Raw genomic sequence first — 25651 nt, 5'->3', positions numbered from 1 at the left:
GCCCTTTCCACCGTTTCGGATGTCCATGTCCCTGAACGAACTGAAACGCGCGGTTTGCGAGGCCAACCTGCAACTGGTGCGGGAAGGATTGGTGATTCAAACCTGGGGCAACGCCAGCGCCGTGGATCGCCAACGCGGCCTGGTGGTCATCAAACCCTCCGGCGTGCCCTATGACCAAATGAAGCCGCAACACATGGTCGTCGTCAGCCTGGAAACCGGCCAGGTCGTGGAGGGCCGACTGCGTCCCAGTTCGGATACCCCGACGCATTTGGTGCTCTACCGCGCCTTCCCGCAGGTGGGCGGCGTGGTTCACACCCACAGCCTCTACGCCACGGCCTGGGCCCAGGCCTGCCGGCCCATCCCTTGTTACGGCACCACCCAGGCCGATTACTGGTTCGGCGAGGTGCCCTGCACCCGGGCCATGAAACCCGAGGAAATCCGCCGCGACTACGAGGCCAACACCGGCCACGTGATCGTCGAGACCTTCCGCAACCGCGACCCCCTGCAACAACCGGCCGTGTTGGTGGCCAGCCACGGCCCCTTCACGTGGGGCCGGGACGTCCACGAGGCGGTGCACAATGCCGTCGTGCTCGAATTCGTCGCCCGCCTCGCCAGTGAAACCCTGCGGATCCGGCCGCGGCTGCAGCCCGTGGCGCGGCCCCTGCTGGAAAAACATTTCCTGCGCAAGCACGGGCCCAACGCTTATTATGGCCAGAAATGATTTTGTCCGCCCGCTCGCGTCGAGCGGTCACCCGAAACCCAAACGCATGGAACCGCAGTTCGAACCCATGAAAACACAGCCCTTGATTGTTGCATCCGCCCTGGGGATCTGCCTAGGGCTTTTCACAGCATGCCAAACCGCGCCCACGGCGCGGCCCTCCTTGACCCGCGCCCCGTTCGGCACCACCCGCGACGGCCAATCCGTCGAGGTCTTCACCCTGCGCAACGCCAACGGCGTCGAAGCCCGCATCATCAACTACGGCGGCATCGTGCTCTCCCTGAAAGTGCCGGATCGAAACGGTCAGTTCGGGGATGTCGTCCTGGGGTACGACACCCTTGCCGAATACGAAAAGGAATCGCCCTACTTCGGCTGCCTCATTGGCCGCTACGGCAACCGGATTGCCCGTGGCCGGTTCACCCTCAACGGCGTGACCTATCAGCTGGCCACCAACAACGGTCCCAACCACCTGCACGGCGGCATCAAGGGCTTCGACAAGGTGGTCTGGAAGGTCGAGCGAGCCGAGGTGACCCCCCAGGGCCCCCAACTGGTCCTCAGCTATTTCAGTCCTGACGGAGAGGAAGGGTACCCGGGCAACCTGCACGTCACCGCCACCTACACCCTGACCCGCGACAACGGCCTGCGACTCGACTACCATGCCACCACGGACAAGGACACCATCGTCAATCTCACCCAGCATTCCTACTTCAACCTGGCCGGCCACGGCGACATCCTCGGGCACATCGTGTACATCAACGCCGATCGGTTCACGCCCGTGGACGAGACCCTGATCCCCACGGGCGAGCTGCGACCCGTGCAGGGCACACCCTTCGATTTCCGCAAACCCACCGCCATCGGGGCCCGCATCCATCAGGACGACGAACAACTCCGCTTCGGCGGCGGTTACGACCACAACTGGGTCATCAACAAGAAACCCGGCCGGTTGGCGCTGCACGCGCGTGTCTACGAACCCACCACCGGGCGCGTCCTCGAGGTGCTCTCCACCGAGCCCGGCTTGCAGTTCTATTCCGGCAACTTCCTCGACGGCACGCTCCGGGGGAAGTACGGCTGGGTCTATCAACACCGGAACGGCTTCTGCATGGAACCCCAGCACTTCCCTGATTCACCCAACAAACCCCACTTTCCCTCCGTGGTGCTGAAACCGGGCCAGGAATACAAGAACACCATCATCTACCGTTTCTCGGTCCGGAAATAACCCGGGCATGGGATTCCCTCGGGCGGCACGGGCAAGTCCCCGCGCCGCCCTTTCCTTTCCCTGCCAACGCAACCTGAAGCACGCTGCTGAAAGCCAAAAACAGGCCGGGAGCCGGCGGTCGCCTCCGGCCCGCTCCAAGGGGCGGAGCGGGGCGGGGCAAGAGACTCCCAGGGCCCGTTCCTCGGCAGCTTTCGCAGTTCTGCTGTGCGCCATCTCAGGACCGCGCGGCCCCTGCATCCTGCTCCCTGCGCCCCGCAGGCTCGAGGGGCCCGATTCGGTCCGGGCTTCAAAGGGATGCTCTTCCCCTGCGGGCCGGCCCGGGGTATTTCTCAGGTGCGCCGCAACTGGCGCGGGATGCCGATCGATGTCCTCCAACCTGCACCCGTAAAACCATGAAGGAAGCCCTGGATCGCTGGTTCGAACTGAGCGCGCGCGGAACCACGTTGCGCCGCGAGATCGTCGCCGGGCTGACCACCTTCATGACGATGGCCTACATCATCGTCGTGCAGCCGGCGGTGCTGTCGGGTCGCCTCCTCGGCCAGCCCACGGGCATGGACTTCGGAGCCGTCATGGCCGCCACGTGCGTCGCCTCCGCCCTGGCAACGGCTCTGATGGCCCTTTACGGACGCTACCCCATCGCCCAGGCCCCGGGCATGGGACAGAACTTCTTCTTTGTGCTCACGGTGATCCCGGTGGCAGCAGCCACGGGCGCGGGCGAGCCGTGGCGCGTGGCCCTGGGCGCCGTGTTCTGGTCCGGCATCCTGTTTCTCCTGTTGTCCCTGGCCGGCTTGCGGGAACTCATCTTCCACGCGATCAGCCCCAGCCTGAAATACGGGCTCACCGCGGGGATCGGGTTGTTCATTGCGTTCCTCGGGCTGCAAAACGCGGGCGTCATCGTGAAAGACCCCGCCACCGCGGTGAAGCTGAACGCGCACCTGGCCTCCCCCGACATCCTCGTTTTCTTTGCCGCCCTGGGGTTGACCACTATCCTGGCGGCGCGGCGGATTCCCGGTGCCATTCTTTGGGGCATGCTGCTGGGAACGGCGCTGGCGTGGGCAGGGCATGGGCTGATGCGTCATCTGCCCCCGGCCTGGCAGCAAACGCCCGAGGTCGCGAATTCGCTTCTGGCGACACGGTTCGAGCCCGCTGCTGGCTTGGTGGCGCCCCCGCCATCCCTGGCTCCGACCTGGCTGCAACTGGACTGGCGCGGGGCGTTGGCTCCAGAGATCCTGCCGCTGATCGGGGTCCTGCTGTTCATGTTCGTGTTCGATGCCATCGGCACCCTGATCGCAGTCTGCGAGCAGGCGGGCCTGATGCAGGACAACCGCCTGCCCCGGGCGCGCCAGGCCATGATTTCCGACGCGGTCGGCACCGTGGCCGGCGCGTTACTCGGCACCAGCACCGTCACCAGCTACGTCGAAAGCGCGGCGGGCGTCGCCCAGGGCGGACGTACGGGTTTGGTGGGCCTGGTGGTCGCGGCACTCTTCCTGGCGGCACTGGTGTTCGAACCTCTGGCCGCCATGGTGGGCAGCTATCCCCCGATCACCGCTCCGGCGTTGGTGTTTGTGGGCGCCTTGATGCTGCGACAGGTCACCAGGGTCGCCTGGGATGATCCCACGGAGGCCATCCCGGCCTTCTTGATGGTTCTGGGCATCCCCCTGTCCTACTCGATTGCCGACGGCCTGGCGCTGGGTCTTGTCACTCATCCCGTCCTGAAACTCCTTTCCGGCCGGGGCCGGGAAATCGGGTGGCTCAGCTATCTCCTGGCGGCGCTGTTGCTGACCTATCTGATCCTGCTGCGCGGCCAACTGAGATGAAGGAGCGTTGGCGCCGAACACGCTGCCCCGGGCGCGCGGCCAAACCCGCTCGAAAAAACTTGTGCATCCCTGCCCCGCATGAGCGACGCGGCGGCACCGACGAGCAGGCTTCTCTGGTGCAGCAACAGCAGAGCAACTCCCGGCCCACGGAAGGCTGCCCCCCGGAAAACGGCGCTCCCACATTCGTCGCCTGCTTGTGCGCTTTTCCAAACGCATGGCTCGTTCAATGCCCGGGCAGGCGAGAGGGGCGGGGTCTGCGCGCACGAGAACCAGAACGGATTCTTGCCCGGCCGCCAAGGTGGTGACGCAAAATGGCTCGACGAGGCGGCCGTGTTCAGGGCGCGGTCTTTCTGCTGGCGGATCGCAAAGAGCAGGTGGCAGATGTTGCTGTTGCCGGCGAAAGGACCAAACTGCGTACCCACCTCCCCCTCATCGATCACGCGGCCCCGGAGCCGGCCCTCCACGCCGCCGGCAGCGTCCCAGGTTCCGTTCACGTCCGGGCACCACACGTACCGGCGCCCGGTCCAATTGTTCGCGGTGCCCAGCCCGACGACGGGGCGGCCGAACCACGCTGCAGCGCCCGGAAACTCCAAATCGTGCGTCACCACCCCGACCCCGTGGCTCAACACGGGGGTGGGTCTGCCGCGTGCACCTCCCCGGGACCTCCTACCTCCCGGTCCGCCCGACGCCAACCGGCCCGATCTGACGGCCCGGCGGTCCTCAACCGCTCCAGCCGGTCCTTCGATCCCGGACTGCATATGCGCAGCCCTCTCGCATGAGGGAGCCATCTTCCCCAGGCGGCAGCACCTCCGGGCCCGGCGCCACAAAACTCGTCTGCAACTCCGGCTGCATCCGGCCCGGAGGGCCCAGCACCACTTCCGGGGCCGCCATCACCGCCCGGCCCCTCTGATCCGCCTCTGGCCCGCCAGCTGCCCGCCCATGCGCTTTTCAAGCGAACGGCAGAAGCCAGGAATCTCATCGGACCCGATGGCGGGAACCATCCGAGCGGCGCGGCTCCGAGATGAGCCGATTCGGTCAAGAGGGGAGAAAGTCGTGCTCTCGGCCGGCGTTTGGATTCCACGTATGAGACAGCAGGGGTGCGGGCACGCAGGGTGCCGGGCACGACGGCAACTCGCAACCCGGACCGACGATCTCCGGAGAGGAACGTTTCCAGACCGGCGAAGCGCCGGAAAGCGGCGTTCGTTCAGTCGGCCAGGGCGGTGTCGAAGAGGGTGGCCAGTTCCACGGCGCGCCGGGCGGCGCGGCGACAGGCCTCCAGGTGTCGTTCGGGCGGAAGCGCGTTTTCCGCGGCGGTCGTGAACCAGGCGGCTGCTTCCGGCAGACGGGCAAACACGCGAGCCAGGCTTTCCTCGATCCATGGCCGGTTGGCCCGGCGGAAGGCGCGGAGCAGGTCGGCCGTCAAACCGCTGCGGGGTACCAGACCCGGGGGAAGTCGGCCCTGTCGTGCGGCGTACTCGATGTCTTCGGTCGCGTAAATCCCGGTGCTGTAACAGAAGGTCAGCAGAGCCAGCAGCTGCCGTGGGTCGGGCCCCCCGGGGAGACGGATGCGCAACGGGGGCACGTGAGCGCTGACCGCCCGGACGGACTTCCAAACCAGCCGAAGGAGAGCGCGGTCGCCCCACTTGAGCCGCGGGTCGGCCGGAACCGGGGGCTGCGCAGGGGGTGGGGTGAGTTTTTTCATGGTCGCGGTCGCTTGGTTGTCGATGGTTGTCATGCTTCTCCATGGATACCTTCGCAGGGGGCTGTGACGTGGGGGCAGCGGTTGTGTTACAGTGCGGTGACAGATTTCGGATGGACAGGGTGTGGGGATTTGGGGTAATGGGCATGGCATTCGCATGCGCGACCACCTCACCGGAAAGGAAACCATGCCATGACCCAGAGCACGGACAGCGCCGGGGGCCGGTCCTCGGGCGCCCTGCTGGACGCCATGCTCCAGCAGGACATCGCCGAAATCCAGGCCAGGGTTCGCACGATGGGCGAGCTGGCGGAAACGGCCCTGAAGACGAGCCTGCAAGCGTTGTTGGAGCGCAACCGGCAGAAGGCCTACGCGGTGATCGTGCGCGACCAGCGCATCGACCAGCTCGAGAAGGAGATCGACCATCTGTGTCTGGAGTTTCTGGTGCGGCAGCAGCCGGCCGGCCGGCATCTTCGATTCGCCTACGCCACCATCAAGATCAATGCGGAGTTGGAGCGGATCGGGGACTACGCCGAGAGCATTGCCCGGCAGGTGTTGAAGATTGCGGACCTGGAGGGGGTGCCGGCGCCGGACAAGTTCACCGAGATTGCGCAGGTGGCCATCTCAATGTTGCACGCGGCGGTGGACGCTTTCCTGCGGCAGGATGCCGAACAGGCGCGGCGCACGATGGTGATCGAGGACCGGGTGGATCGGATGCGCGGCGAGCTGAATCGCATCCTGTTGTCGGCAGAACGGGAGGGGCGGATCCCGTTGGCCGCGCTGACTCCCTTGCTGACCATCGCGCGACGGTACGAGCGGGTCTCCGATCAGGCGAAAAACGTCTGTGAGGAAACGCTTTACATGTGCACCGGAGAGTACTGGAAGCACCTGGGGGGACCGGGGCCGTTGCGCATCCTGTTTGTCGATGGAGACCATGGTCTGCGCAGCCGAACGGCTGCGGCTCTGGGACAGAGTCTGGGACTGGCCGAGCTGAAGTTCGAGAGCGCGGGCACGGAACCACGGCCGTTGGAGGATCGGGCCAGGGGCTGGATGCAGGCGCGGGGTCTGTCCGGGTCCGACGAACCCCCGCGCGGGGCAAGGGAAGCGTTGGAACCACCCAATTTGGCTGTGGTGGTGGCCCTGGACCCGACGGCCAGAGCGGCTTTTCCTGCCCCGCCGACGCCGGTGGTGGCCCTGGAGTGGACGGTGCCGGATCCGGCGTCCCTGGAAAAGGAGGGCATGAGCTGGGAGGATGCCTGCGAGCAGCTGTATCAAACGCTGCGGCTGCAGGTCCAGGACCTGGCGCGGGCGCTGGTGGGAGAATGATGGGGAGGACCGGGATGTCGGGCGGGGGCCAGCGTCGGGTTCAAGCCGGGTGGGCGTTCTTCTGCCTGACCGCCGGGCTGCTGGGGTGGGCCGGGTGCGGTCCATCGGCTTCGGGACCGGCGCTCGGGCCGGTCAAGGTGATCCAGAACAAGGGATCCGATACGATGGTGAACCTGGCTCAGGCGTGGGCGGAGGCGTATCGGAAGGTGCGACCGGATGTGAGCGTGGAGGTTTCCGGTGGCGGATCGGGTGTGGGAATTGCGGCGTTGATGCGGGGAGCGGTGGACATCGCCAACAGCAGCCGGGATCTCAAACCGAAAGAGCTGGAGGAAGCCCGGGCGGTCACGGGCAAGGAGGTGCGGGTGTTTGTGGTGGGCTTCGACGCTCTGGCGGTGTATGTCCACCCGTCCAATCCGCTCGAAGAGATCACCCTGGAACAGTTGGAGGAGATTTACGCCGAGGGCGGTCGGATCACGCGGTGGAGCGATCTGGGCGTGCAGATGCCCCATCCGCGCTACGACCGCATCATCCGAGTCAGCCGCCAATCCAGTTCGGGCACGTACGAATTCTTCCGGGAGCGCGCGTTGCGGAATCGCGATTTCAAACTCGGCTCCAACGACATGAACGGATCGAAGGAGGTGGTGGAACTGGTGGCGGCCACGCCCGGGGCCATTGGGTACAGCGGCATGGGGTACGCCACCGACCGGGTGAAAATGCTCCGGGTGGCTCGGAAGGCCGGCGAGCCCGCGTATGCGCCGACGCTGGAGAACACCGTCACTCGCCGCTATCCCATTGCGCGTTCGCTGCTGATGTGCGTGCTCGGAGAACCGGCCGGAGAGGTGAAGGCGTACCTGGACTGGATCCGCAGCGACGCCGGGCAGCGGTTGGTGGAGGAGAACGGGTTTGTCCCGATCCCGCCCAGTGAGCGGACGACCAGCCATGGAAACTGAACGCAACGATCGCGTCGGTTCTGCAGCCGGCGAAGTGGTTCGGGGATTCTCGAGCCCGGGCCGTCCGGCGTGGGCGCTTTGGGCGGAGCGGGCCTGGGAGGTGCTGATCCGGTTGTGCGGCGTCAGTGCCGTCATTTTCGTGCTCGCCATTTTTGTGTTCGTCTTCCGGGAGGCGGCGCCGGTGTTGTTCAGCGGCCGGGTGCGGCTGGGCGAGTTCTTGACCAGTGTGGAGTGGTATCCGACCTCGGCGGTCAAGGTGCGCTACGGGGCCCTGGCGCTGATTGTGGGCAGCTTCAGTGTCACCCTGGTGGCGATGGTGCTGGCGGTGCCCTTTGGCCTGGGCGCGGCCATCTTCGTGTCCGAATTCTGCAGTCGCAAGGTCCGGGAGACGTTGAAGATTGTGATCGAGCTGCTGGCGGCCATTCCGAGCGTGGTGTGGGGGTTCATCGGCTTGACGGTCATCAGCCCGTTGCTGGTCAAGTATGCCGGTGCGCCCATCGGGGTGAACCTGCTCAACGGGGGACTGATCCTGGCCTTGATGAGTGTGCCGATCATCGTGTCGATCGGGGAGGATGCGTTGAAGGCGGTGCCCGACTCGTACCGGGAGGCGGCGCTGGCGCTGGGGGCCACCCGGTGGCAGGTGGTCTGGCGCGTGTTGTTGCCGGCGGCGCGCAATGGATTGCTGGCGGCGGTGTTGCTGGGGGTGGGACGGGCCGTGGGCGAGACGATGGCGGTGCTGATGGCCACGGGGCACGCGGTGCAAATCCCGCATGGGCTCCTCGATTCGGTGCGCACGCTCACCGCCAACATTGCGGCCGAGCTGGGGGAGGCCCCGACGGGATCGGATCATTACCGCGTGTTGTTCCTGATGGGTGTGCTGCTGTTTTTGATCACCTTTGCGGTCAACCTGGCGGCGGACCTGATCGTCCGCGGCATTCGCCGACGCTGAGCCATGGACAGGAGCGAGACCCCGAGGCGGTTTCAACGCAGTCCGTACGGTGCGCGCAAGGAAGCGGCGGAACGGCGGGCCCGCTGGGTGCTGGGCGTCATGGCCGGCTGCATGGTGGCGCCGCTGGTGGCCATTGTGGGCTATCTGCTGTGGCGGGCGTGGCCCTCGCTCCACCTGGAATTCCTTCTGGATATCCCGCGGGATCACATGCGGGCGGGGGGAATCTGGCCGGCATTTGTCGGGACGGTTTACCTGGTGGGGTTGTCCCTGGCGGTGGCCGCCCCGATCGGCGTGCTGGCGGCGGTCTATCTGAACGAGTATGCGCGGGACAACTGGTTGAACCGGCTGATTCAACTGGCGGTGATCAATCTGGCCGGGGTGCCGAGCATTGTGCACGCGCTGTTCGGCCTGGGGGCCTTCGTCTATGGTGCGCGCCTGGGGTATTCGGTCCTGGCCGCCTCGCTGACGCTGGCAATCATGACGCTGCCGGTGATCATTGCCAGCACGCGGGAGGCGCTGGCGGCCGTGCCCATGGCGTTTCGCGAGGCCTGCTGGAACGTGGGCGCCACGCGGTGGCAAACGATTCGCGCCGTGGTGCTGCCCAACGCCATCAGTGGGATTCTCACCGGCGTGATTCTGCAGGTGAGTCGGGCGGCCGGGGAAACGGCGCCGATCATGTTCACCGGGGCGGTGTTCTACAAGGCCGTCGAGCGCGGCGACCTGTTTCCCTATCACCTGAAAGAGCAGTGCATGGCGCTGTCCATGCACCTGTACACGCTGGCGACGCAGGTGCCGGGGGTGCCGGAGTCGATGACCTATGCCACGGCGGTGGTGTTGCTGGGAACGGTCCTGCTGGTGAACGCGACCGCCATCGGGGTGCGAATCTGGATGCGCAACCGCAAGCGGTGGTGAGGAAGCGATGTCCGACCGGCCCAAAATCGAGGTGGAAAACCTGCGCCTGCGGTACGGCCCGCAGGAGGTGTTGCGGGGCCTGACGTTCACGGTGCAGCGGGGGGAGATTCTGGCCATCATCGGTCCCGCCCAGTCGGGCAAAAGCTCGTTGTTGAAGTGTTTGAACCGCACCATTGAGCTCATCCCGGGGGCCCGGGTCGAGGGAAGCATCCGGATCGACGGCGTGGAGGTGCGACAGATGAAGGACGTGCACGCCTTGCGCCGGCGCATTGGCATGGTGACGCCGCTGCCGGTGGGCCTGCCGATGAGCATCTACGACAACGTGGCCTTTGCGCCGCGTTGTGCGGGCATCACGCGCCGCGAGGAACTGGACGCGTTGGTGGAACAGTGCCTCCGCCAGGCCGCGCTCTGGGACGAGGTCAAGGATCGTCTGCACACGCTGGGCACCAAACTCTCGGGCGGGCAACAGCAACGGCTCACCATCGCCCGGGCGCTGTCGCACCGGCCCGAGATTCTCTGCCTGGATGAGTTCTCGATTGCGATCGACCCGGTGACCACGATGCGCATCGAGGAGGTGCTGCGGCAACTGCGCCCGCAGATGACGATCGTGATGGTGACGAATCTGACGCAGCAGGCGCGACGGCTGGCCGATCGCACCATGTTCCTGTGGAAGGGAGAGATCGTGGAGCTGGACCGCAACGAGGTGATCTTCTCGGATCGCCCGCGGGACCGGCGCACATACGAGTACGTGCGGGGGCTGTTCGGATGAGCGACTCGTCATACAGCCTGATCACGCGGGGGCTGAACCTGTGGTACGGCCGGTTCCAGGCCCTGATGGACGTCAACGTGCGCATCCGGCAGGGGCTCATCACCGCACTGATCGGGCCTTCGGGCTGCGGCAAGACCACCCTGTTGCGGTGTTTCAATCGCATCAATGAGCGGTATGGCGACGTCACCATCACCGGCGAGATCCACGTGCTGGGCCGCAACATTTACGACCCCGACGTCTCCTTGATCGAATTGCGGCGGCAGGTCGGCATGGTGTTTCAACGGCCCAATCCCCTCCCGCTCTCGATCTACGAGAATGTGGTGTTTGGCCTGCGGATCCACACGCCGCGGTCGGAGTTGAACCGGGCCATGCTGGACGAGGCGGTGGAAAAGGCGTTGCGGGAGGTCGGCCTGTGGAACGAGTTGAAGGACCGACTGCACCACCGGGCCACGGAACTGCAACTGGAACAGCAACAAAAGCTTTGTCTGGCCCGGCTGTTGCCGCTCAAGCCGGAGGTGATCCTGCTGGACGAACCCTGTTCGGCGCTGGACGTGGACGGGACCCGGGCCATCGAAGAGCTGATTCTGAGCCTGCGCGGCCGTTACACGTTCCTGATCGTCACCCATAACATGTCGCAGGCCCGGCGGATCAGCGACGAATGCATCTTCATGCTGATGGGCCGGGTGGTGGAACACGCCCGCACGGAGGATCTGTTCCTCAACCCGCGGGACCCGAAAACGGCGGAGTACATCGAGGGCCGCTACGGTTGAGGGGGCTGCAAGCCGTCCGTTGGTTTCGGGCGCTGCCGGTTTTCTTGTGCCGCGGCACTTCGGGGGCACATGGGTCGGAGGGCCGTGCGGAGGGGCGCGGCCGCACCCTCGTGGGGGGCGCTGGAGCAGCCGGCCCGGCGCTCCAAACCGGCGCCGGGAGCGGAAGGCGCGGGCTGATCTGGCCGGCCCCGGAACCGTCGGTCGGTGCCCTGCAGAAGTTTTGAGGCCTCGCCGGATCCGGCTCCGGGCCGACACATGCCCCCCGGGCATCCGGTCGGGACCTTCAGGGCCGTTGCCGCGGCCGGGTCCCTCGAGCTCCAAAGCCGAATGCATGCCGGGTCGGGCACGAGTCCACGGAACGGGAACGACCGCGGGAGGGTCGGGTCTGGGCCTTCCATGCACGGCCCGGGTTTGCAAGTGTGTTCGGCTTGGGATAGAAAGAAGCTGTTATGAAAGCAGCGTCTCGGGGGCAGCGACCGGGGACAACCCTGCTGCCGGGCTTGTGTTTCGTCTGGGTTTGGTGGGCTGCGTGCGCGTCGGGACAAACACCGTTCGATCCCGGGCCCCTGGCCCCGCCGACACCGAATGCGCCGTCTCTTCCGCCCGCCCCGGAGGCCCCGGCGCCCCGGATTCATTTCGCGGCGCCCATCCACGATTTCGGCAGGGTCGTGGTCGGCACCGTGCTTCGGCATGACTTTTACTTCACGAACACGGGCACCGCTCCGCTGGAAATCAGCAATGTGCATGCGTCCTGCGGCTGCACCACCGCCGGGGAGTGGACACGGCGCGTGGAACCGGGTCAGTTCGGCGTCCTTCCGGTTCAACTTACGACCGCGGGGTTCCAGGGGATGGTGATCAAAACGGTCACCCTGAGCTGCAACGATCCGCGGCAGCCGAATGTCACGCTGCAGTTGCGCGCGAACCTGTGGACGCCGATCGAGATGAATCCGCGATATGCGACCCTGCGCGCCAATGTGGAGCGGTTTCACGAAGCTCGCGCCGTGGTTCAGATCCTCAGCCACGAAGAAACGCCGCTGCGCTTACAAAACCCTTCCTGCAACAATCCGCTGTTGAAGGCGGAAGTGATCGAACGCGTCCCCGGGCGGGAATTCGAGTTGGTCATCACGCCGGCCGGTCCCACGCCGACGGGTAATGCGCAGGCGGTGATCAGCATTCCCACTTCCTCCACGAACCTGCCCGTCCTCAACCTGACCGCGCTGGTGTTGCTGGATCCGGTCGTGACGGTGGCCCCGCCGTTCATCCAGTTGGGGCCGGGCCCGTTGCCGGCCGCCCAGACCGTCGAGGTCAGCGTCATGAACAACGGCACCAACCGGCTCCGGCTCTCGGAAGTCGCCGTCAACCACACCAACGTCACGGTGGACGTGCAGGAAACCAGGCTGGGTGAGTATTTTCGACTGCAACTCCATTTCCCCGCCGGGTTTCAGTTGGCACCGGGCGAGGTGCTGGCGTTGACGGCGCGAACCTCGCACCCACAACATCCGTTGGTGCGCGTTCCCATCGCCCAGGTGCGGACGCCGGCCTACGCGCCCCAGGTCCCGCGGCCCGCCCCACCGGTGCCGGCCAGCGCGGCTCCGCAGCAGGCGCCGCCGCCAGTGCCTCCGAACCCGGCCCGCCCGGCGGCAGGCCCGCGGCCGACGCGGCCCCCGACGGAGTTTCCGCCCCTGCCCGGGGCCTAGCGAAGCCGGCCGCAACCGCCCTGGAGCCGGAGTTTTGCCATGGCCTCCAACCCTGCTGATGCCGCCGGGACTCCGCGGGATGGCCGTTCCCTGGTGAGCGTGTTGGGCGAGGCCGTGTTGGTGCTGGCTGCGGGGCTGGTGTTTGGCTGGCTGGCCAACGCGGTTTCTCCGCGGGGCCTGCAGTGGACGCGGAATTACTTCCCGCTGGCGAAAGTGGAGGCTGAAGCGCCCCGGCCCGCGGAGGACCGCCCCGCGAGCCAGGATCCCGGGGCGCTCGAAGCGGAAGCCGTATCCCGCGTGCAAGCCCGCGGGTTTACCGCCTGGACCTTTGCGCGGGTGGCCGAGGCGTTCGAAGACCCGCGCCGTCTCACGGGACAGGTGATCTGGGTGGACGCCCGGCCCGAGGCCCAATACCGCCGCGGGCACATCCCGGGCGCGCGACCGCTCGATCCCTACCGCCCGGAGCAACAACTGCTGGAGTTGCTGGCAGCGTGCCTGCGGGCGGATCAAGTGATCGTGTACTGCAGCGGGGGTCGTTGCGAGGACGCGGAGCTGGCGGCCACCCTCCTGCATGAAGCGGGGGTGCCCCGGGAACGCCTGGTGATCTACGTGGGCGGTTTTCACGAGTGGGTGGAGAAAGGGCAACCGGTGGAAACGTCCACCCCCGACAGTGCCTCGGCGGGTACATCCTCCTTCCCATGAACCGGTCCGTCTCGAAAGCAGAATGGCTCGGCCTGGTTTTGCGGTGGGCCCTGGGGGCCTGGATGCTGTCGATGGGCCTGGTGAAGGCGTGGGACCCGGTGGCCTTTCTCAAGGCAGTGCGACAATACGAACTCGTGTCCGCGCCCTGGCTGTTGAATACCGTGGCGATTGCCGTGCCGTGGTTGGAGGTGTTTTGCGGCCTGCTGATGGTGACGGGCGTGGCGGTGCGGGGCACGGCCTGGCTGCTGACGGCCATGCTGGTGCCGTTTACATGGCTGGTGTGGCGGCATGCATGGATCCTGCAGGCCAGTCTGCAGATCCCCTTTTGCGCAGTGAAGTTCGACTGCGGATGTGGTCTGGGCGAGGTCTACATCTGCCCGAAACTGGCCGAAAACCTCGTGCTGACGGCGGCGGCCGTCTGGGTGGGCTGGACGGGCCGGGGACGTCCGCTGGCCCTTCGCTACGACCTGGTGCGCGGACGTTTTGCGGCGGGACCGGAAACCGGATGAAGACCCGCGGTCGCGAGGATTCATGGCGCATGAAGGCACCGATGGCGCGGCGGGGCAGGGCTTTCCGATGATGCGTCCATTCAAACCTTACATTGCGCCGGACCAGCACGTCCCGGAGCTGAGCCTCCGGGCGGTAATGCTGGGGACGGTGCTGGGGATGGTGTTCGGAGCCTCCTCGCTGTACCTGGTGCTGAAGGTGGGGCTGACGGTGAGTGCGTCGATCCCGGTGGCGGTGATTTCGCTGGCGTTGTTTCGGCTGTGGAGCAAGGCCGGCGGGCACGATGCCACCATCCTCGAGCACAACGTGGTGCAGACGGCCGGGTCGGCGGGCGAGTCCATTGCGTTCGGGCTGGGGGTGACGATGCCGGCGATTTTGATTCTCGGCTTCGATCTGGAGTTGAGTCGGGTGATGCTGGTGGCCGTGCTGGGCGGGCTGTTGGGGATTCTCATGATGATCCCGTTGCGTCGGGCCCTGATTGTGGCGCAGCACGGCGTGTTGAAGTACCCGGAGGGGACGGCTTGTGCCGAGGTGCTCAAGGCCGGGGTTCGGAAGGACGCGCGGGACGCGGCGGAGAACGCGGAATCCGGCGCTGCCGCTGTGGCCTCGGCGGGGCCGACCGGCGGCTTGAACGCGGCAACGGTGTTCGCGGGGTTCGGAGTGGGGCTTTTGTACAAGACGCTCATGTCCGCCTTCAAATTGTGGAAGGACGTGCCGGAGCGGCTGCTGGGAGGTCCGCTGCGGGGCGGGTCCGTCGGGGCGGAGATCTCGCCGGAGCTGCTGGGGGTGGGTTACATCATCGGTCCCCGGATTGCGGGGATCCTGATGGCCGGCGGAGCATTGTCGTATCTGCTGCTGATGCCCATGATCCGGTTTTTCGCCGGGGCCGCTCCCGGTCCGGTGCCGCCCGGGACGATCCCGGTGGCGGAGATGACGCCGAACGACCTGCGCGGCGCGTACATCCTGTACATTGGCGCCGGGGCGGTGGCCGCCGGGGGCATCATCAGTTTGTTGCGTTCGTGGCCCCTGCTGATGCACGGGATCCGCTCCGGGCTGAGCGATCTGAGCCGGGCGGTCCAAGGGAACCGTCCGGTGCATCGGACGGAGCGCGACCTGCCGATGACCTGGGTGCTTGGCGGTATTGCGGCGCTGATCGTGGCGATTCTGCTGGCGCGGCCGCTGCACATGAATCTGCTCGGCGCGGTGTTGATCGTGTTGTTCGGGTTCCTGTTCGTCACGGTGTCGTCGCGGTTGACGGGCGAGATTGGTTCTTCCTCGAACCCGATCTCGGGCATGACGGTGGCCACGCTGTTGCTGACGTGTTTGATTTTCCTGAGCCTGGGTTGGACCGAGCCGGCGCATTACGTGACCGCGCTGTCGGTGGGAGGAATCGTCTGCATCGCGGCTTCCAACGGCGGGACCACTTCGCAGGATCTCAAAACCGGCTTTCTCTTGGGCGCCACCCCGCGCGCGCAACAGGTCGCCATCCTGATCGGTGCCACGGCCAGTGCGTTGTTGCTGGGCCCGATCCTGCTGCGGTTGAACGAAGCGGCCACGGTGTATGTACCGGCGGCCCGGGTTGCCCCCGGCTTGCAGGTGCCGGCCGACGCCCCGCTGGGTCCACCGGAACGGTTGACCGGACCGCAAGGCCGCCAGGATCCCGGCACTTACCGCGGCTGGCATAAAACCTCGGCCGAGGGCGGGCCACCGGGCAAATACCTGGTGAACGATGAAGGCCGGGCGGTATGGTATGTGGACCCCGGGATCAACGGGCGTTTCCGGACACGGCCCGACGGCTCGGAGGTTCAAAAATTCGATGCGCCCAAAGCGACGCTGATGAGCTACATCATCAAGGGCGTCCTGGACCGTGAACTGCCGTGGGGGTTGGTGCTCTTCGGCGTGATGATCGCCGCCATCCTGGAGTTGTGCGGGGTTTCGTCCCTGGCGTTTGCCGTGGGCGTATATCTGCCGATCTCGGCTTCCACACCAATTTTTGTCGGGGGACTGTTGCGCGCGTGGGTGGACCGCTGCCGGCGCCGCCACCAGCGCCTCAGCGCCGAGGAAGCTGCGATCCTGGGCGACCGCAGCCCCGGGGTGTTGCTGGCCAGCGGCTACATTGCCGGAGGCGCCATTGCCGGCATCGGGATCGCGTTTTTGGCCGGTCTGATGACGGACCTGGACCGGCGGCTGAGCGAGTGGGCCGCCGCGCGGAATCCGTTCTACGGAGGCCCCGCCGCGGATTGGCTGGCGTTGCTTCCCTTCCTGTTGCTTGCGTCGGGATTGGTTTGGGTGGAGCGGCGCGCCCTCCGGCGGACCGGGTCGCCGCCTTCGTCGCAGGGGGTCGGACCCGCGTCTTGAACGAATCACTCCACAGGAGCCCGGGCATGGAACGGCAACTCCCCTGGATCGCGGCGGTGGTCACGGCAGTGTTTCTGGTGGCCGTGCTGGGCCTGGTCAGCTACGCCAAACACCAGGAGGTGGTCCGAACCCGGTTGGCTCTCGCGGAAGCTCAAGCCAGCGCGGATCAACTGGAGCAGGAGTTGGCCCGGCTCCGGGAACAAAACACCGGCCTGGAAGCGCGCTTGCGGGACCTGGAGGCCGAACGCGAGACCGAGGTGCGGCAGCGTGACACCCTGTTGGCCGAGATGCAGGCCGCGCTGGAATCGCGCGATGTCACCATCTCCGAATTACAGGGCCGGTTGACGGTGGACATTCTGGACCGGGTGCTCTTCGACTCCGGCGAGGCGGATCTGAAACCCGAAGGTCAGGCGGTGCTGCGCAAAGTGGCCGCGGTTCTGTCGGCACACCCGGATCGGCAGGTGCTCGTGGCCGGGCACACGGACAACGTGCCCATCCGGCCGGCCGCCCGACACCGGTTCCCCAGCAACTGGGAGCTGTCCACGGCCCGCGCCACGGCCGCGGTGCGGTTCCTGTCTGAACAATGCGGGCTGGACCCGCGGCGTCTGGGGGCGGTGGGATATGGCGAGTATCGCCCGATCGCGGACAATCGCACCGCCGAGGGTCGTGCCCGCAACCGACGCATTGAAATTGTGGTGCTCCCGGCGGAGTCGGCCGCGGTGCCACCGGTTTCGGGTGAGCGCGCCGCGCCACCGGCCCCGTGGTCCCCCGAGGCGCCATCGGAGGCCGCCGGGCCGGCTGCGCCCGGGACGCCACCCTGACCCGTCCGCCGTTCGGATGGTCCGGCAAACGGAGAGAGCGGATCCCCGTCGAAGGAAAGGTTGGGCCCCATGTTGAGTTGCCCGGTCTGCCAGGGTCACTTGCACACCGTGCGGCACCGCGGTGGTCTCTATTTTGCATGTGACCAGTGTGGAGGCCGCGCGGTCACCGTGCCCCAGTTACGTCGCATGGCCGGGGACCGGTTCGCTGTCCAATTGCTCCGGCAAATGCGGATGCAGCCCGGGAGCGTGGGCGTCACGTGCCCGTTCTGCGCCCGGCCCATGCAGCGGTTTTCATTGACAGATCCGCCCCTGGAACTGGACGCCTGTCGTCCCTGTTTGACGGTGTGGTTCGACGTCGGGGAGCTGCCCACGGTGCCGGAGGCCCCGCCGGAGCATCCGGAGATGGCCCGGGAGCGGTTGCGCACCCGGGAAGCTTTGGAGCGACTGCGTCGGGAGGAGGAGAAGCACGCCGAAGCCGACCTGCATTCGGGGCATTATCTGGCCATGCTTTTTGGCATGCCGGTGGAGTTGAACGCCCCCGCGCCGGCGCGCCAGCCGTGGGCCACGTTGATTACGGGCTTGTTGATGGTCGCGGCCACCGTCGCCACCTGGCTGGCAAGCACGGATCTTGTGGCCACTTGGGGCCTGGTCCCGAACCATTGGTGGCGCTGGGGCGGGCTCACCTTCCTCACGAGTTTCTTCTTGCACGGCAGCTTGCTCCATCTGGCTTCCAATCTGTATTTCCTGCTGGTCTTCGGCGACAACGTCGAGGATTTCCTGGGCCGGAGACGGTGGTTGCTGCTGTTGGGCGGCGCGGCGCTCGCCGGCGACGTGTTGCACATTCTCCTCGAGCCCCGTTCCGAGGTTCCGTGTATCGGCGCAAGCGGCGGCATTTCCGGGCTCATCACCTTTTACGCCCTGCAGTTTCCCCGGGTACGGCTGGGATTGCTGATCTATTGGCGGTTGGTCCGGATTCCAGCCTGGGGCGCGTTGGTCCTTTGGGCGCTCATGCAGGGCCTTCTGTTGATGATGCAGCTGCATGGGCTCGGGGATGTCTCTGCGGCCGCACACTTGGGCGGTGCAGCCGCCGGTTTGGCAGCCTGGTACCTTTGGAAGCGGCGGGAACCGACCGTGGACGATCTCGTCCTGTAGCCACTTCATGCCACATGACGGGGCGTCGGGTTCTCTCCCATCCTGAGGGTGGTGGATGGGAGGCCCGGCCAGCCGTGGTTCGCAGCGTCGAGATGGCATTGCTCCGGGGCGGCGAACCGGTAGGCTGAACGGCGAACCAGCACGGGCTGGCCCCTGCGATCGTCCGGTGGAGCGTCGCTGCGCTCCGGCCGACGCGGTCCGGCAGGCCGGCCGTGAAGACCAGAAAACCATGCACGCGACCTGCGGAACCGTGTTGCTCTGCCTCGGAATCGGCTGTTGGATGGCCGCAGCCGCTGATTCGATCACAGTCATGGAAATGCCGCCCCGGTCCGGCACCAACCACTTCTACGTCGGCAATCGTCCGCCGTTGGAGCCCAGCCCGTTTCTCAAATTGCCCATCGGAAGCATCGTGCCCCAGGGCTGGCTGCGCCACCAACTGGAGCTGAGCCGGGAGGGAATGGTCGGCCGGTTGAAGGAACTGTCGCCGTGGCTGGATTTTGCGCGCAGCGCGTGGGCCAGCCCGGAGGGCCGCGGCGAGCGGGGTTGGGAGGAAATGCCCTATTGGCTGAAGGGGTTTGGCGATCTGGGCTACGTGCTCAACGACCCCGGCCTGATGGCCGAGGCCCGGCGCTGGATCGAGGCCGCCATGGCCTCCCAACGGGAAGACGGATGGTTCGGCCCGCGGGATCTGCTCACCAGCCTGGACGGTCAACCGGATCTGTGGCCGCACATGGTCATGCTGAACGTCTTCCAGAGCTACTACGAATTCAGCGGGGACCCGCGCGTGCTCGAGACCATGCGCCGCTATTTTCAGTGGCAGCATCGACTCCCCGGCCGCGCGTTCAGTGTCGGATACTGGCCGCCCTTGCGTGCCGGCGACAACATCGAGAGCGTCCTCTGGCTGTACAACCGGACCGGTGAACCTTGGTTGCTGGACCTGGCGCGCAAGATTCACGAAAACATGCCCGCCTGGCACCGGGACGTGGTGAACTGGCACAACGTGAACATCGCGCAGGGCTTTCGGGCCGGTACCATTGCATGGATGTTCACCCACGACCCCGACCACCGGGACTCCGCCGAACGCAACTGGCAAAAGGTCATGCGCACCTACGGCCAGTTCCCCGGCGGCGGCTTCGTGGGCGACGAAAACGTTCGGCCCGGTTACATCGATCCTCGCGGCGGCATCGAGACCTGTGGCATCGTCGAGTTCATGCACAGCTACCAAATGCTGCTGCGCATCACCGGGGCTGCCGTGTGGGCGGACCGTTGTGAAGAAATCGCCTTCAATTCCTTCCCAGCCGCATTGACGCCCGACCACAAGGCCCTGCACTACATCACCTGCGCCAACCAGGTGCAGTTGGACCGACACAACAAGGCCCCGGGCATCCAGAACAGCGGCACGATGTTCTCCTACAGCCCCTACGAGGTGTATCGCTGCTGCCAGCACAATGTCTCTCATGGCTGGCCCTATTACGCCGAGGAACTCTGGCTGGCCACGCCCGACAACGGATTGGCCGTCTCGCTGTATGCCCCTTGCGAAGTGCGCGCCCGCGCCGGCCACGGGACCGTGGTGCATGCACGCGTGCAGACCGAGTACCCGTTTGACGACCGGGTGCGCATCCAGTTGGTTCTCACCGAACCCGTGCGGTTCCCGTTGTACCTGCGCGTGCCGGCCTGGTGCGAAACACCGCGTTTGACCCTCAATGGTCGCCCCGTATCCATCCAGGCTCAACCCGGCCGCTACCTCCGGTGGGAACGGACCTGGCAGGACGGGGACACGATCCTGTGGCAGATGCCCATGCGGCTGACGGTGCGCACCTGGCCGACCAATCACAACGCCGTCTCCATTCACTACGGCCCGCTGGCCTTCTCTCTCGCCATCCGCGAGCGTTGGGAAAAGTACGGCGAGCGAGTGCCGGGCTGGCCGGAATGGGAAGTGTTCCCGGCGTCGGCCTGGAACTACGGGCTGGTTTTGGACCCGAACCATCCCACGGCCGGTCTGAAGCTGGAGAAAGCCGCCCGGTCTCGTCTGGCCCCTCAACCCTTCACTCCGGAAACCACCCCGCTCCGCGTCCGGGCCCGGGCGCGTCGCATCCCCGAATGGCAATTGGATCGTCTGAACATGGTCGCCCCGCTGCAACCCAGTCCGGCCTTCTCCACCGAACCCGTCGAGGAAGTCACGCTCATCCCGATGGGTGCGGCGCGCCTGCGCATCGCGGCCTTTCCCACTGTGAGTGCAGAGCCCACCGCCCATCGCTGGACGCCGCCTCCTCGGCCCCGGCCGCCCGCCTATCGCCCCAGCGCTTCGCATTGCTTCGAAAGCGACACCGTGGACGCCCTGGCCGACGGGCTGGAACCGGCTCATTCCAACGATCACAGGATCCCGCGATTCACCTGGTGGCCGCGCCGCGGCTCCTCCGAATGGGTCCAGGCCGAGTTCGATCGACCACGCACGGTTCGGCGCGTGGCGGTGTATTGGTTCGATGACACGGGCGTGGGGCAATGCCGCGTGCCCGCCTCCTGGCAGGTGCTTTACCGCGTGGGCGAAACGTGGCAGCCGGCTCGTACCCGGACCGCCCCCGGCGTGGCCCGCGATCAATGGAACACCGTGGAATTGGACCCCGTCACCACCACGGCCTTGCGGCTGGTCGTGCAACTGCAACCCGGCTTTTCCGGAGGCATCTTGGAATGGAGAATCGAGTGACCATGAAAATCGCATCCCGCATCCTGATCCCGCGTTGGGCCGTTGGCCTGGCATTCGTGCTCGCCCTGGGGACCGGCGCCGCCCTCGGCGCTTCTCGTTCGGCATCCACGTGGAAGCCCGCCCAGGGCCCCTTGATGACCCGATGGGCCAGGGACGTCTCCCCGGACAAGGTCCATCCCGAGTACCCGCGGCCGCAAATGGTCCGCAAAGAATGGCTCAACCTCAACGGCCTCTGGGAGTACGCGATCACCGACCGCACCGCGCCCCAGCCTGCCCGGTGGGACGGGCAGATTCTGGTGCCCTTCCCCGTGGAGTCGGCTCTGTCCGGCGTGATGCGGCGTGTGTACGAGACCAACCGGCTCTGGTACCGCCGCACCTTCAGCCTCCCCCGCCGCTGGGCCGGCCAGCGCGTGCTTCTCCACTTCGGGGCCGTGGACTGGGAAACCGTGGTTTGGGTCAATGGCCGCGAAGTGGGCCAGCATCGGGGCGGCTACGACGCGTTCAGCTTCGACATCACCGAAGCGCTGCGGCCGGGCGCCGAACAAGAGATCGTCGTGGCCGTTTGGGATCCGACCGATGCCGGGTATCAACCGCGCGGGAAACAGGTCCGCAACCCCCACGGCATCTGGTACACGCCCACCAGCGGCATTTGGCAAACCGTGTGGTTGGAGCCCGTCCCGGAGACCTACATCGAAAGAATCCGACTCACGCCGGACATCGACGCCCAAACGCTCCGAATCGAAGCCAGCTGCCGCAATCCCGGCGAAGGCTGGGAACTGCAGGCCGAAATCCGCGAAGCCGGTCGCCTGGTCCAGCGACTGACCGCGCCCGTCCCGGCCGGAACCGAGGGGGCCGCCGTCGTGCGCGTCGAGGCGCGCATCCCGAACCCGCGGCTCTGGTCGCCCGACAACCCGTTCCTCTACGACCTGCAGTTGAGCCTGCACCACAAGGGCAAACGCGGCGACCAATTGCAGTCCTATTTCGGCATGCGCAAGATCTCGGTCGCGCGCGACGCCGAGGGTATCAACCGCCTTTTCCTCAACAACCAGCCCCTGTTCCAATTCGGCCCGTTGGACCAGGGCTTCTGGCCCGATGGCTTGTACACCGCTCCCACCGATGAGGCCCTGCGCTACGACATCGAGATCACCAAGAAGCTCGGCTTCAACATGGCCCGCAAGCATGTGAAGGTCGAGCCGGCCCGCTGGTACTACTGGTGCGACAAACTGGGCCTGCTGGTCTGGCAGGACATGCCCAGCGGCGACCGCTACATCGGTCCCAACGACCCCGACATCACCCGCTCTCCGGAATCCGCTGCCCAGTTCGAGCGCGAGCTGCGCGCCATGGTGGAGGGCCTCTACAACCATCCCAGCATCGTGATGTGGGTGCCCTTCAATGAAGGATGGGGCCAGTGGGACACCTGCCGCATCGTGGACCTGATCAAACAGTGGGATCCCACCCGCCTGGTCAACAACGCCAGCGGCTGGACCGATCGCGGCTGCGGCGACGTGCGCGACGTCCACATCTACCCCGGCCCCGGCACCGCCCCCCGCGAAGAGCGACGGGCCGTGGTCCTCGGCGAATTCGGCGGCCTGGGCCTGCCCTTGCGCGGTCACACCTGGCAGGACGAACGCAACTGGGGCTACCGCACCTACAACACCCGCGAAGAACTCACCGAGGCGTACCTGGACTTGCTCCGTCGCCTGCACCCGCTCACGGGTGAACAAGGTCTGGCGGCGGCCGTCTACACCCAGACCACCGACGTCGAAATCGAAGTCAACGGGCTGATGACGTACGACCGCGCCGTGATCAAAATGGATCCCGACCTCATCGCCGCCGCCGCCCGCAAACTCTACACCCCGCCCCCCAAACGCTTCAGTCGGCCGGATGAACTGGTCCCGCCAGCCACCCCGTTGGTCGCCCATGATCCGTATTTCAGCATCTGGTCCCCCGCCGACCGGTTGACCGACGCGGACACCACCCATTGGACCGGCCGACCCCATCGGCTCACCGGCCTGATCCGAATTGACGATCGCACCTGGCGCTTCCTCGGCGCCAGCCCGGCCCGCGTGCCGGCCCTGCCCCAAACCGGGCTGGAGGTCCTGCCCACCCGCACGCTCTATACCTTCGAAGGCGCGGGAATCCGGCTGAAAGTGACGTTCCTCACACCCGCCCTGCCCATGAATCTGGACATCCTCAGCCGACCGGTCACCTACGTGACCTTCGAACTGGAATCCACGGACGGCCGGGCCCATCGCGTGGCGCTGTATTTCGATGCCTCCGGAGAACTCACCGTCAACGAGCCCGACCAAACCGTTACCTGGCAGCGAGAAGACTTCGGACCCGTGCAAGCCATTCGCATCGGGTCCGTGGAACAACCCATCCTGGAAAAACGCGGAGACGATCTTCGGATCGATTGGGGGTACCTCTACCTGGCAGTGCCCGCGGCCGCCCCCGGCGCCCTGACCGCCGGCTCCCGCCTCGAGATCCAGGAGACCTTCCTGCGTTCCCAGCGCTGGCCCACCGAACGAACCAGCAGCGAACAACCCGTGCGCGCCGACAGCCTCGTGGCGGCCTGGAACGCCGCCCTCGGCAACGTGGGTCGCACCCCGGTGCGGGCCTGGTTGATGCTGGCCTACGACGACCTTTACTCCATCCAGTACATGCGACACAACCTGCGGCCCTACTGGCGCCGCCACGGGTGGGAAGCGGCCGACCTCTTGCGCGCAGCCCTTTCCGACTTCGAAGCCCTTGAACGACAGTGTCAGCAGTTCGATGCCGAGTTGATGGCCGATTTGACCCGCGTGGGCGGACCCCAGTACGCCCGCATCGCCGCCCTGGCCTACCGCCAGTGCTTCGCCGCCGGCAAATTCGTGGCCGATGCACATGGCCAGCCCCTCCAGTTCTGCAAGGAAAACCATTCCAACGGGTGCATCGGAACCGCCGACGTGTTCTATCCCATGTCGCCCCAGTTCCTGCTCTTTGGGCCCACGCTGGCGAAGTCGTTCCTCGTGCCCTATCTGAACTACGCCGCCAGTGACCGTTGGAAGTTCCCCTTCGCCCCGCATGACCTGGGCACGTATCCCCACGCCAACGGCCAGGTGTACGGCGGGGGTGAGCGATCCGAAGAAAACCAGATGCCCGTCGAGGAGTCCGGCAACCTGCTCATCCTCATGGCGGCCGTGGCCCAGGTGGACGGAAATGCCCTCTTCGCCATTCCCTACTGGTCGCGCCTCGAACAATGGGCGCAGTACCTCAAGGACAAGGGCTACGATCCCGAAAACCAACTGTGCACCGACGATTTCGCCGGGCATCTGGCCCGCAACGTCAATCTCAGTGCAAAGGCCATCATCGGTCTGGGCGCGTTCGGGAAACTGTGCGCCCTGCGCGGCGACAAGGTCAAAGCCGAGGAATACCTCAGCACCGCACGCCAGTTCGCCCAGCGATGGATGCAGGAGGCCGACGACGGCGACCACTACCGACTGGCCTTCGACCGACCCGGCACATGGAGCCAGAAATACAACCTCGTCTGGGACCGCATCCTCGGCTTGAACCTCTTCCCGGAGGAGGTGTTCCGCAAGGAAATGGCCTTCTACCGGCGCGTCCAAAACACGTATGGACTGCCCCTCGACAACCGTGCCACCTACACCAAGCTCGACTGGATCCTCTGGACCGCCACACTCACGGGGGATCGCAGGGACTTCGACGCGCTGGTGCAGCCCGTGTGGCGGTTCCTGAATGAAACCCCCGACCGCGTCCCGATGACGGACTGGTACGACACCAGGACGGCCCGCAGGGTCGGTTTCACCGCACGGCCCGTGGTGGGCGCCGTCTTCCTTCCCCTGCTTTACGAGCCGGCGCTGTGGGAAAAATGGGCCCGCCGCGACCAAACCCGCGCCTCCAACTGGGCGCCCATGCCCAACCCCCCCAGGATCACCCCGATCGTCCCGGCCGCGGACACGCAACCGGCCCTCTGGCGCTACACCACCTCACGGCCCCCGGAAAACTGGTTCCGGCCCGACTTCGACGACCGCCAGTGGAAGGAAGGCCGCAGCGGCTTCGGCACCCCGGGCACCCCGGGCAGCATCATTGGCACCGTTTGGAACACGCCCCGCATCTGGCTGCGCCGCGAAATCGAAATCCCGGCCGAAGCACTCGACCAGGTGGAACTCTGGATTCACCACGACGAGGACGCCGACGTGTACCTCAACGGGCACCTCATCGCCCGGTTCCGAGGTTACGTGACGGACTATTTCAACCGCCGCCTCAGCGCCAATGCACGCGCGCACCTCAAACCCGGCAAGAACCTCCTGGCCGTCACGTGTCGTCAGACCGGCGGCGGCCAGTACATCGATGTCGGCTTTGTGCGCGTCGAGCCGGCCGGTCCCTGAGCCCCTTCGGACCGTCCGTAGCCTCCGCCGGCCCAGGACCCGGAGTTGACAGCTTTGCCGGGGCCGGGCCGGCGCAAGGTGGGCTCGGGCGGCTCGGACCGATCGCTCTGGCGGTGCAGGAGCGCTGGGGACAGGTATGGACCATCCACCGTCGGGGCCCAGAACCGGGTCGGTGAGGCCGAACGGTTCACGCTGCGGG

The 25651-nt window shown here is 66.3% G+C and carries 18 protein-coding genes; 17 read left to right on the top strand and 1 reads right to left on the bottom strand.

Going from position 1 to position 25651, the window contains the following annotated elements; genetic code table 11:
- Positions 1-31 precede the first annotated feature (31 nt).
- From ACPDIT_RS09730 to ACPDIT_RS09720, 3 genes are all read left to right on the top strand, one after another.
- Positions 32-721 carry an L-ribulose-5-phosphate 4-epimerase gene (locus ACPDIT_RS09730; protein WP_423443163.1) on the top strand — a complete coding sequence of 230 codons (690 nt, stop codon included), beginning with the start codon at positions 32-34 and terminating at the stop codon, positions 719-721.
- A gap of 67 nt (positions 722-788) precedes the next feature.
- The gene (locus tag ACPDIT_RS09725; RefSeq protein WP_423443006.1) at positions 789-1934 is read left to right on the top strand and encodes a galactose-1-epimerase; all 1146 of its coding nucleotides are present in this window, start codon (positions 789-791) and stop codon (positions 1932-1934) included.
- Positions 1935-2326: 392 nt separating this feature from the next.
- The gene (locus ACPDIT_RS09720; RefSeq protein WP_423443005.1) at positions 2327-3751 is read left to right on the top strand and encodes an NCS2 family permease; all 1425 of its coding nucleotides are present in this window, start codon (positions 2327-2329) and stop codon (positions 3749-3751) included.
- 1204 nt (positions 3752-4955) lie between these two features.
- Here ACPDIT_RS09720 and ACPDIT_RS09715 read toward each other — a convergent pair.
- Positions 4956-5453, bottom strand: a complete 498-nt coding sequence (locus ACPDIT_RS09715; protein WP_423443004.1) for a hypothetical protein — start codon at positions 5451-5453, stop codon at positions 4956-4958.
- A gap of 189 nt (positions 5454-5642) precedes the next feature.
- On the opposite strand from ACPDIT_RS09715, the gene phoU reads away from it, so the two are divergent.
- The 14 genes from phoU to ACPDIT_RS09645 all read left to right on the top strand — a co-directional run bounded on the left by phoU (position 5643) and on the right by ACPDIT_RS09645 (position 25452).
- A complete protein-coding gene (phoU, locus tag ACPDIT_RS09710; protein ID WP_423443003.1) occupies positions 5643-6773 on the top strand; it encodes a phosphate signaling complex protein PhoU in 1131 nt (376 codons plus the stop codon).
- A complete protein-coding gene (locus ACPDIT_RS09705; protein ID WP_423443002.1) occupies positions 6770-7723 on the top strand; it encodes a phosphate ABC transporter substrate-binding protein in 954 nt (317 codons plus the stop codon). Before phoU ends, ACPDIT_RS09705 begins: the two co-directional genes overlap by 4 nt.
- Complete coding sequence (gene pstC / locus ACPDIT_RS09700) at positions 7713-8672, top strand: phosphate ABC transporter permease subunit PstC (RefSeq protein WP_423443001.1); 960 nt, start codon at positions 7713-7715, stop codon at positions 8670-8672. Before ACPDIT_RS09705 ends, pstC begins: the two co-directional genes overlap by 11 nt.
- A gap of 3 nt (positions 8673-8675) precedes the next feature.
- Positions 8676-9584 (top strand): phosphate ABC transporter permease PstA, encoded by a 909-nt coding sequence (pstA, locus tag ACPDIT_RS09695; RefSeq protein ID WP_423443000.1) that lies wholly within the window; start codon positions 8676-8678, stop codon positions 9582-9584.
- A gap of 7 nt (positions 9585-9591) precedes the next feature.
- Positions 9592-10353, top strand: coding sequence for a phosphate ABC transporter ATP-binding protein (locus ACPDIT_RS09690; RefSeq protein ID WP_423442999.1), 762 nt, complete (start codon positions 9592-9594; stop codon positions 10351-10353).
- Complete coding sequence (locus tag ACPDIT_RS09685) at positions 10350-11123, top strand: phosphate ABC transporter ATP-binding protein (protein ID WP_423442998.1); 774 nt, start codon at positions 10350-10352, stop codon at positions 11121-11123. Before ACPDIT_RS09690 ends, ACPDIT_RS09685 begins: the two co-directional genes overlap by 4 nt.
- A gap of 449 nt (positions 11124-11572) precedes the next feature.
- Positions 11573-12820 (top strand): DUF1573 domain-containing protein, encoded by a 1248-nt coding sequence (locus ACPDIT_RS09680; RefSeq protein ID WP_423442997.1) that lies wholly within the window; start codon positions 11573-11575, stop codon positions 12818-12820.
- A 39-nt stretch (positions 12821-12859) separates the two neighbouring features.
- Positions 12860-13522 (top strand): rhodanese-like domain-containing protein, encoded by a 663-nt coding sequence (locus ACPDIT_RS09675; protein WP_423442996.1) that lies wholly within the window; start codon positions 12860-12862, stop codon positions 13520-13522.
- Positions 13519-14031, top strand: coding sequence for a DoxX family protein (locus ACPDIT_RS09670; protein WP_423442995.1), 513 nt, complete (start codon positions 13519-13521; stop codon positions 14029-14031). The genes ACPDIT_RS09675 and ACPDIT_RS09670 overlap by 4 nt, the downstream gene beginning before the upstream one ends.
- 67 nt (positions 14032-14098) lie before the next feature.
- Positions 14099-16387 carry an OPT family oligopeptide transporter gene (locus tag ACPDIT_RS09665; protein ID WP_423442994.1) on the top strand — a complete coding sequence of 763 codons (2289 nt, stop codon included), beginning with the start codon at positions 14099-14101 and terminating at the stop codon, positions 16385-16387.
- Positions 16388-16413: 26 nt separating this feature from the next.
- Positions 16414-17208 (top strand): OmpA family protein, encoded by a 795-nt coding sequence (locus ACPDIT_RS09660; protein ID WP_423442993.1) that lies wholly within the window; start codon positions 16414-16416, stop codon positions 17206-17208.
- 69 nt (positions 17209-17277) lie between these two features.
- Positions 17278-18360 (top strand): rhomboid family intramembrane serine protease, encoded by a 1083-nt coding sequence (locus tag ACPDIT_RS09655; protein ID WP_423442992.1) that lies wholly within the window; start codon positions 17278-17280, stop codon positions 18358-18360.
- A gap of 229 nt (positions 18361-18589) precedes the next feature.
- On the top strand, positions 18590-21064 hold the full coding sequence (locus ACPDIT_RS09650) for a beta-L-arabinofuranosidase domain-containing protein (protein WP_423442991.1): 2475 nt from the start codon (positions 18590-18592) through the stop codon (positions 21062-21064).
- Between the two features lie 2 nt (positions 21065-21066).
- Positions 21067-25452 carry a glutaminase domain-containing protein gene (locus ACPDIT_RS09645; protein ID WP_423442990.1) on the top strand — a complete coding sequence of 1462 codons (4386 nt, stop codon included), beginning with the start codon at positions 21067-21069 and terminating at the stop codon, positions 25450-25452.
- The last annotated feature ends 199 nt before the right edge of the window (positions 25453-25651 follow it).

Origin of the sequence: Limisphaera sp. VF-2 (genome assembly GCF_049537125.1) — a bacterium.
Lineage (GTDB): Bacteria > Verrucomicrobiota > Verrucomicrobiia > Limisphaerales > Limisphaeraceae > Limisphaera.
Note: the sequence above shows the minus strand (reverse complement) of the source record. Positions and strands in the feature narration are given on the sequence as shown.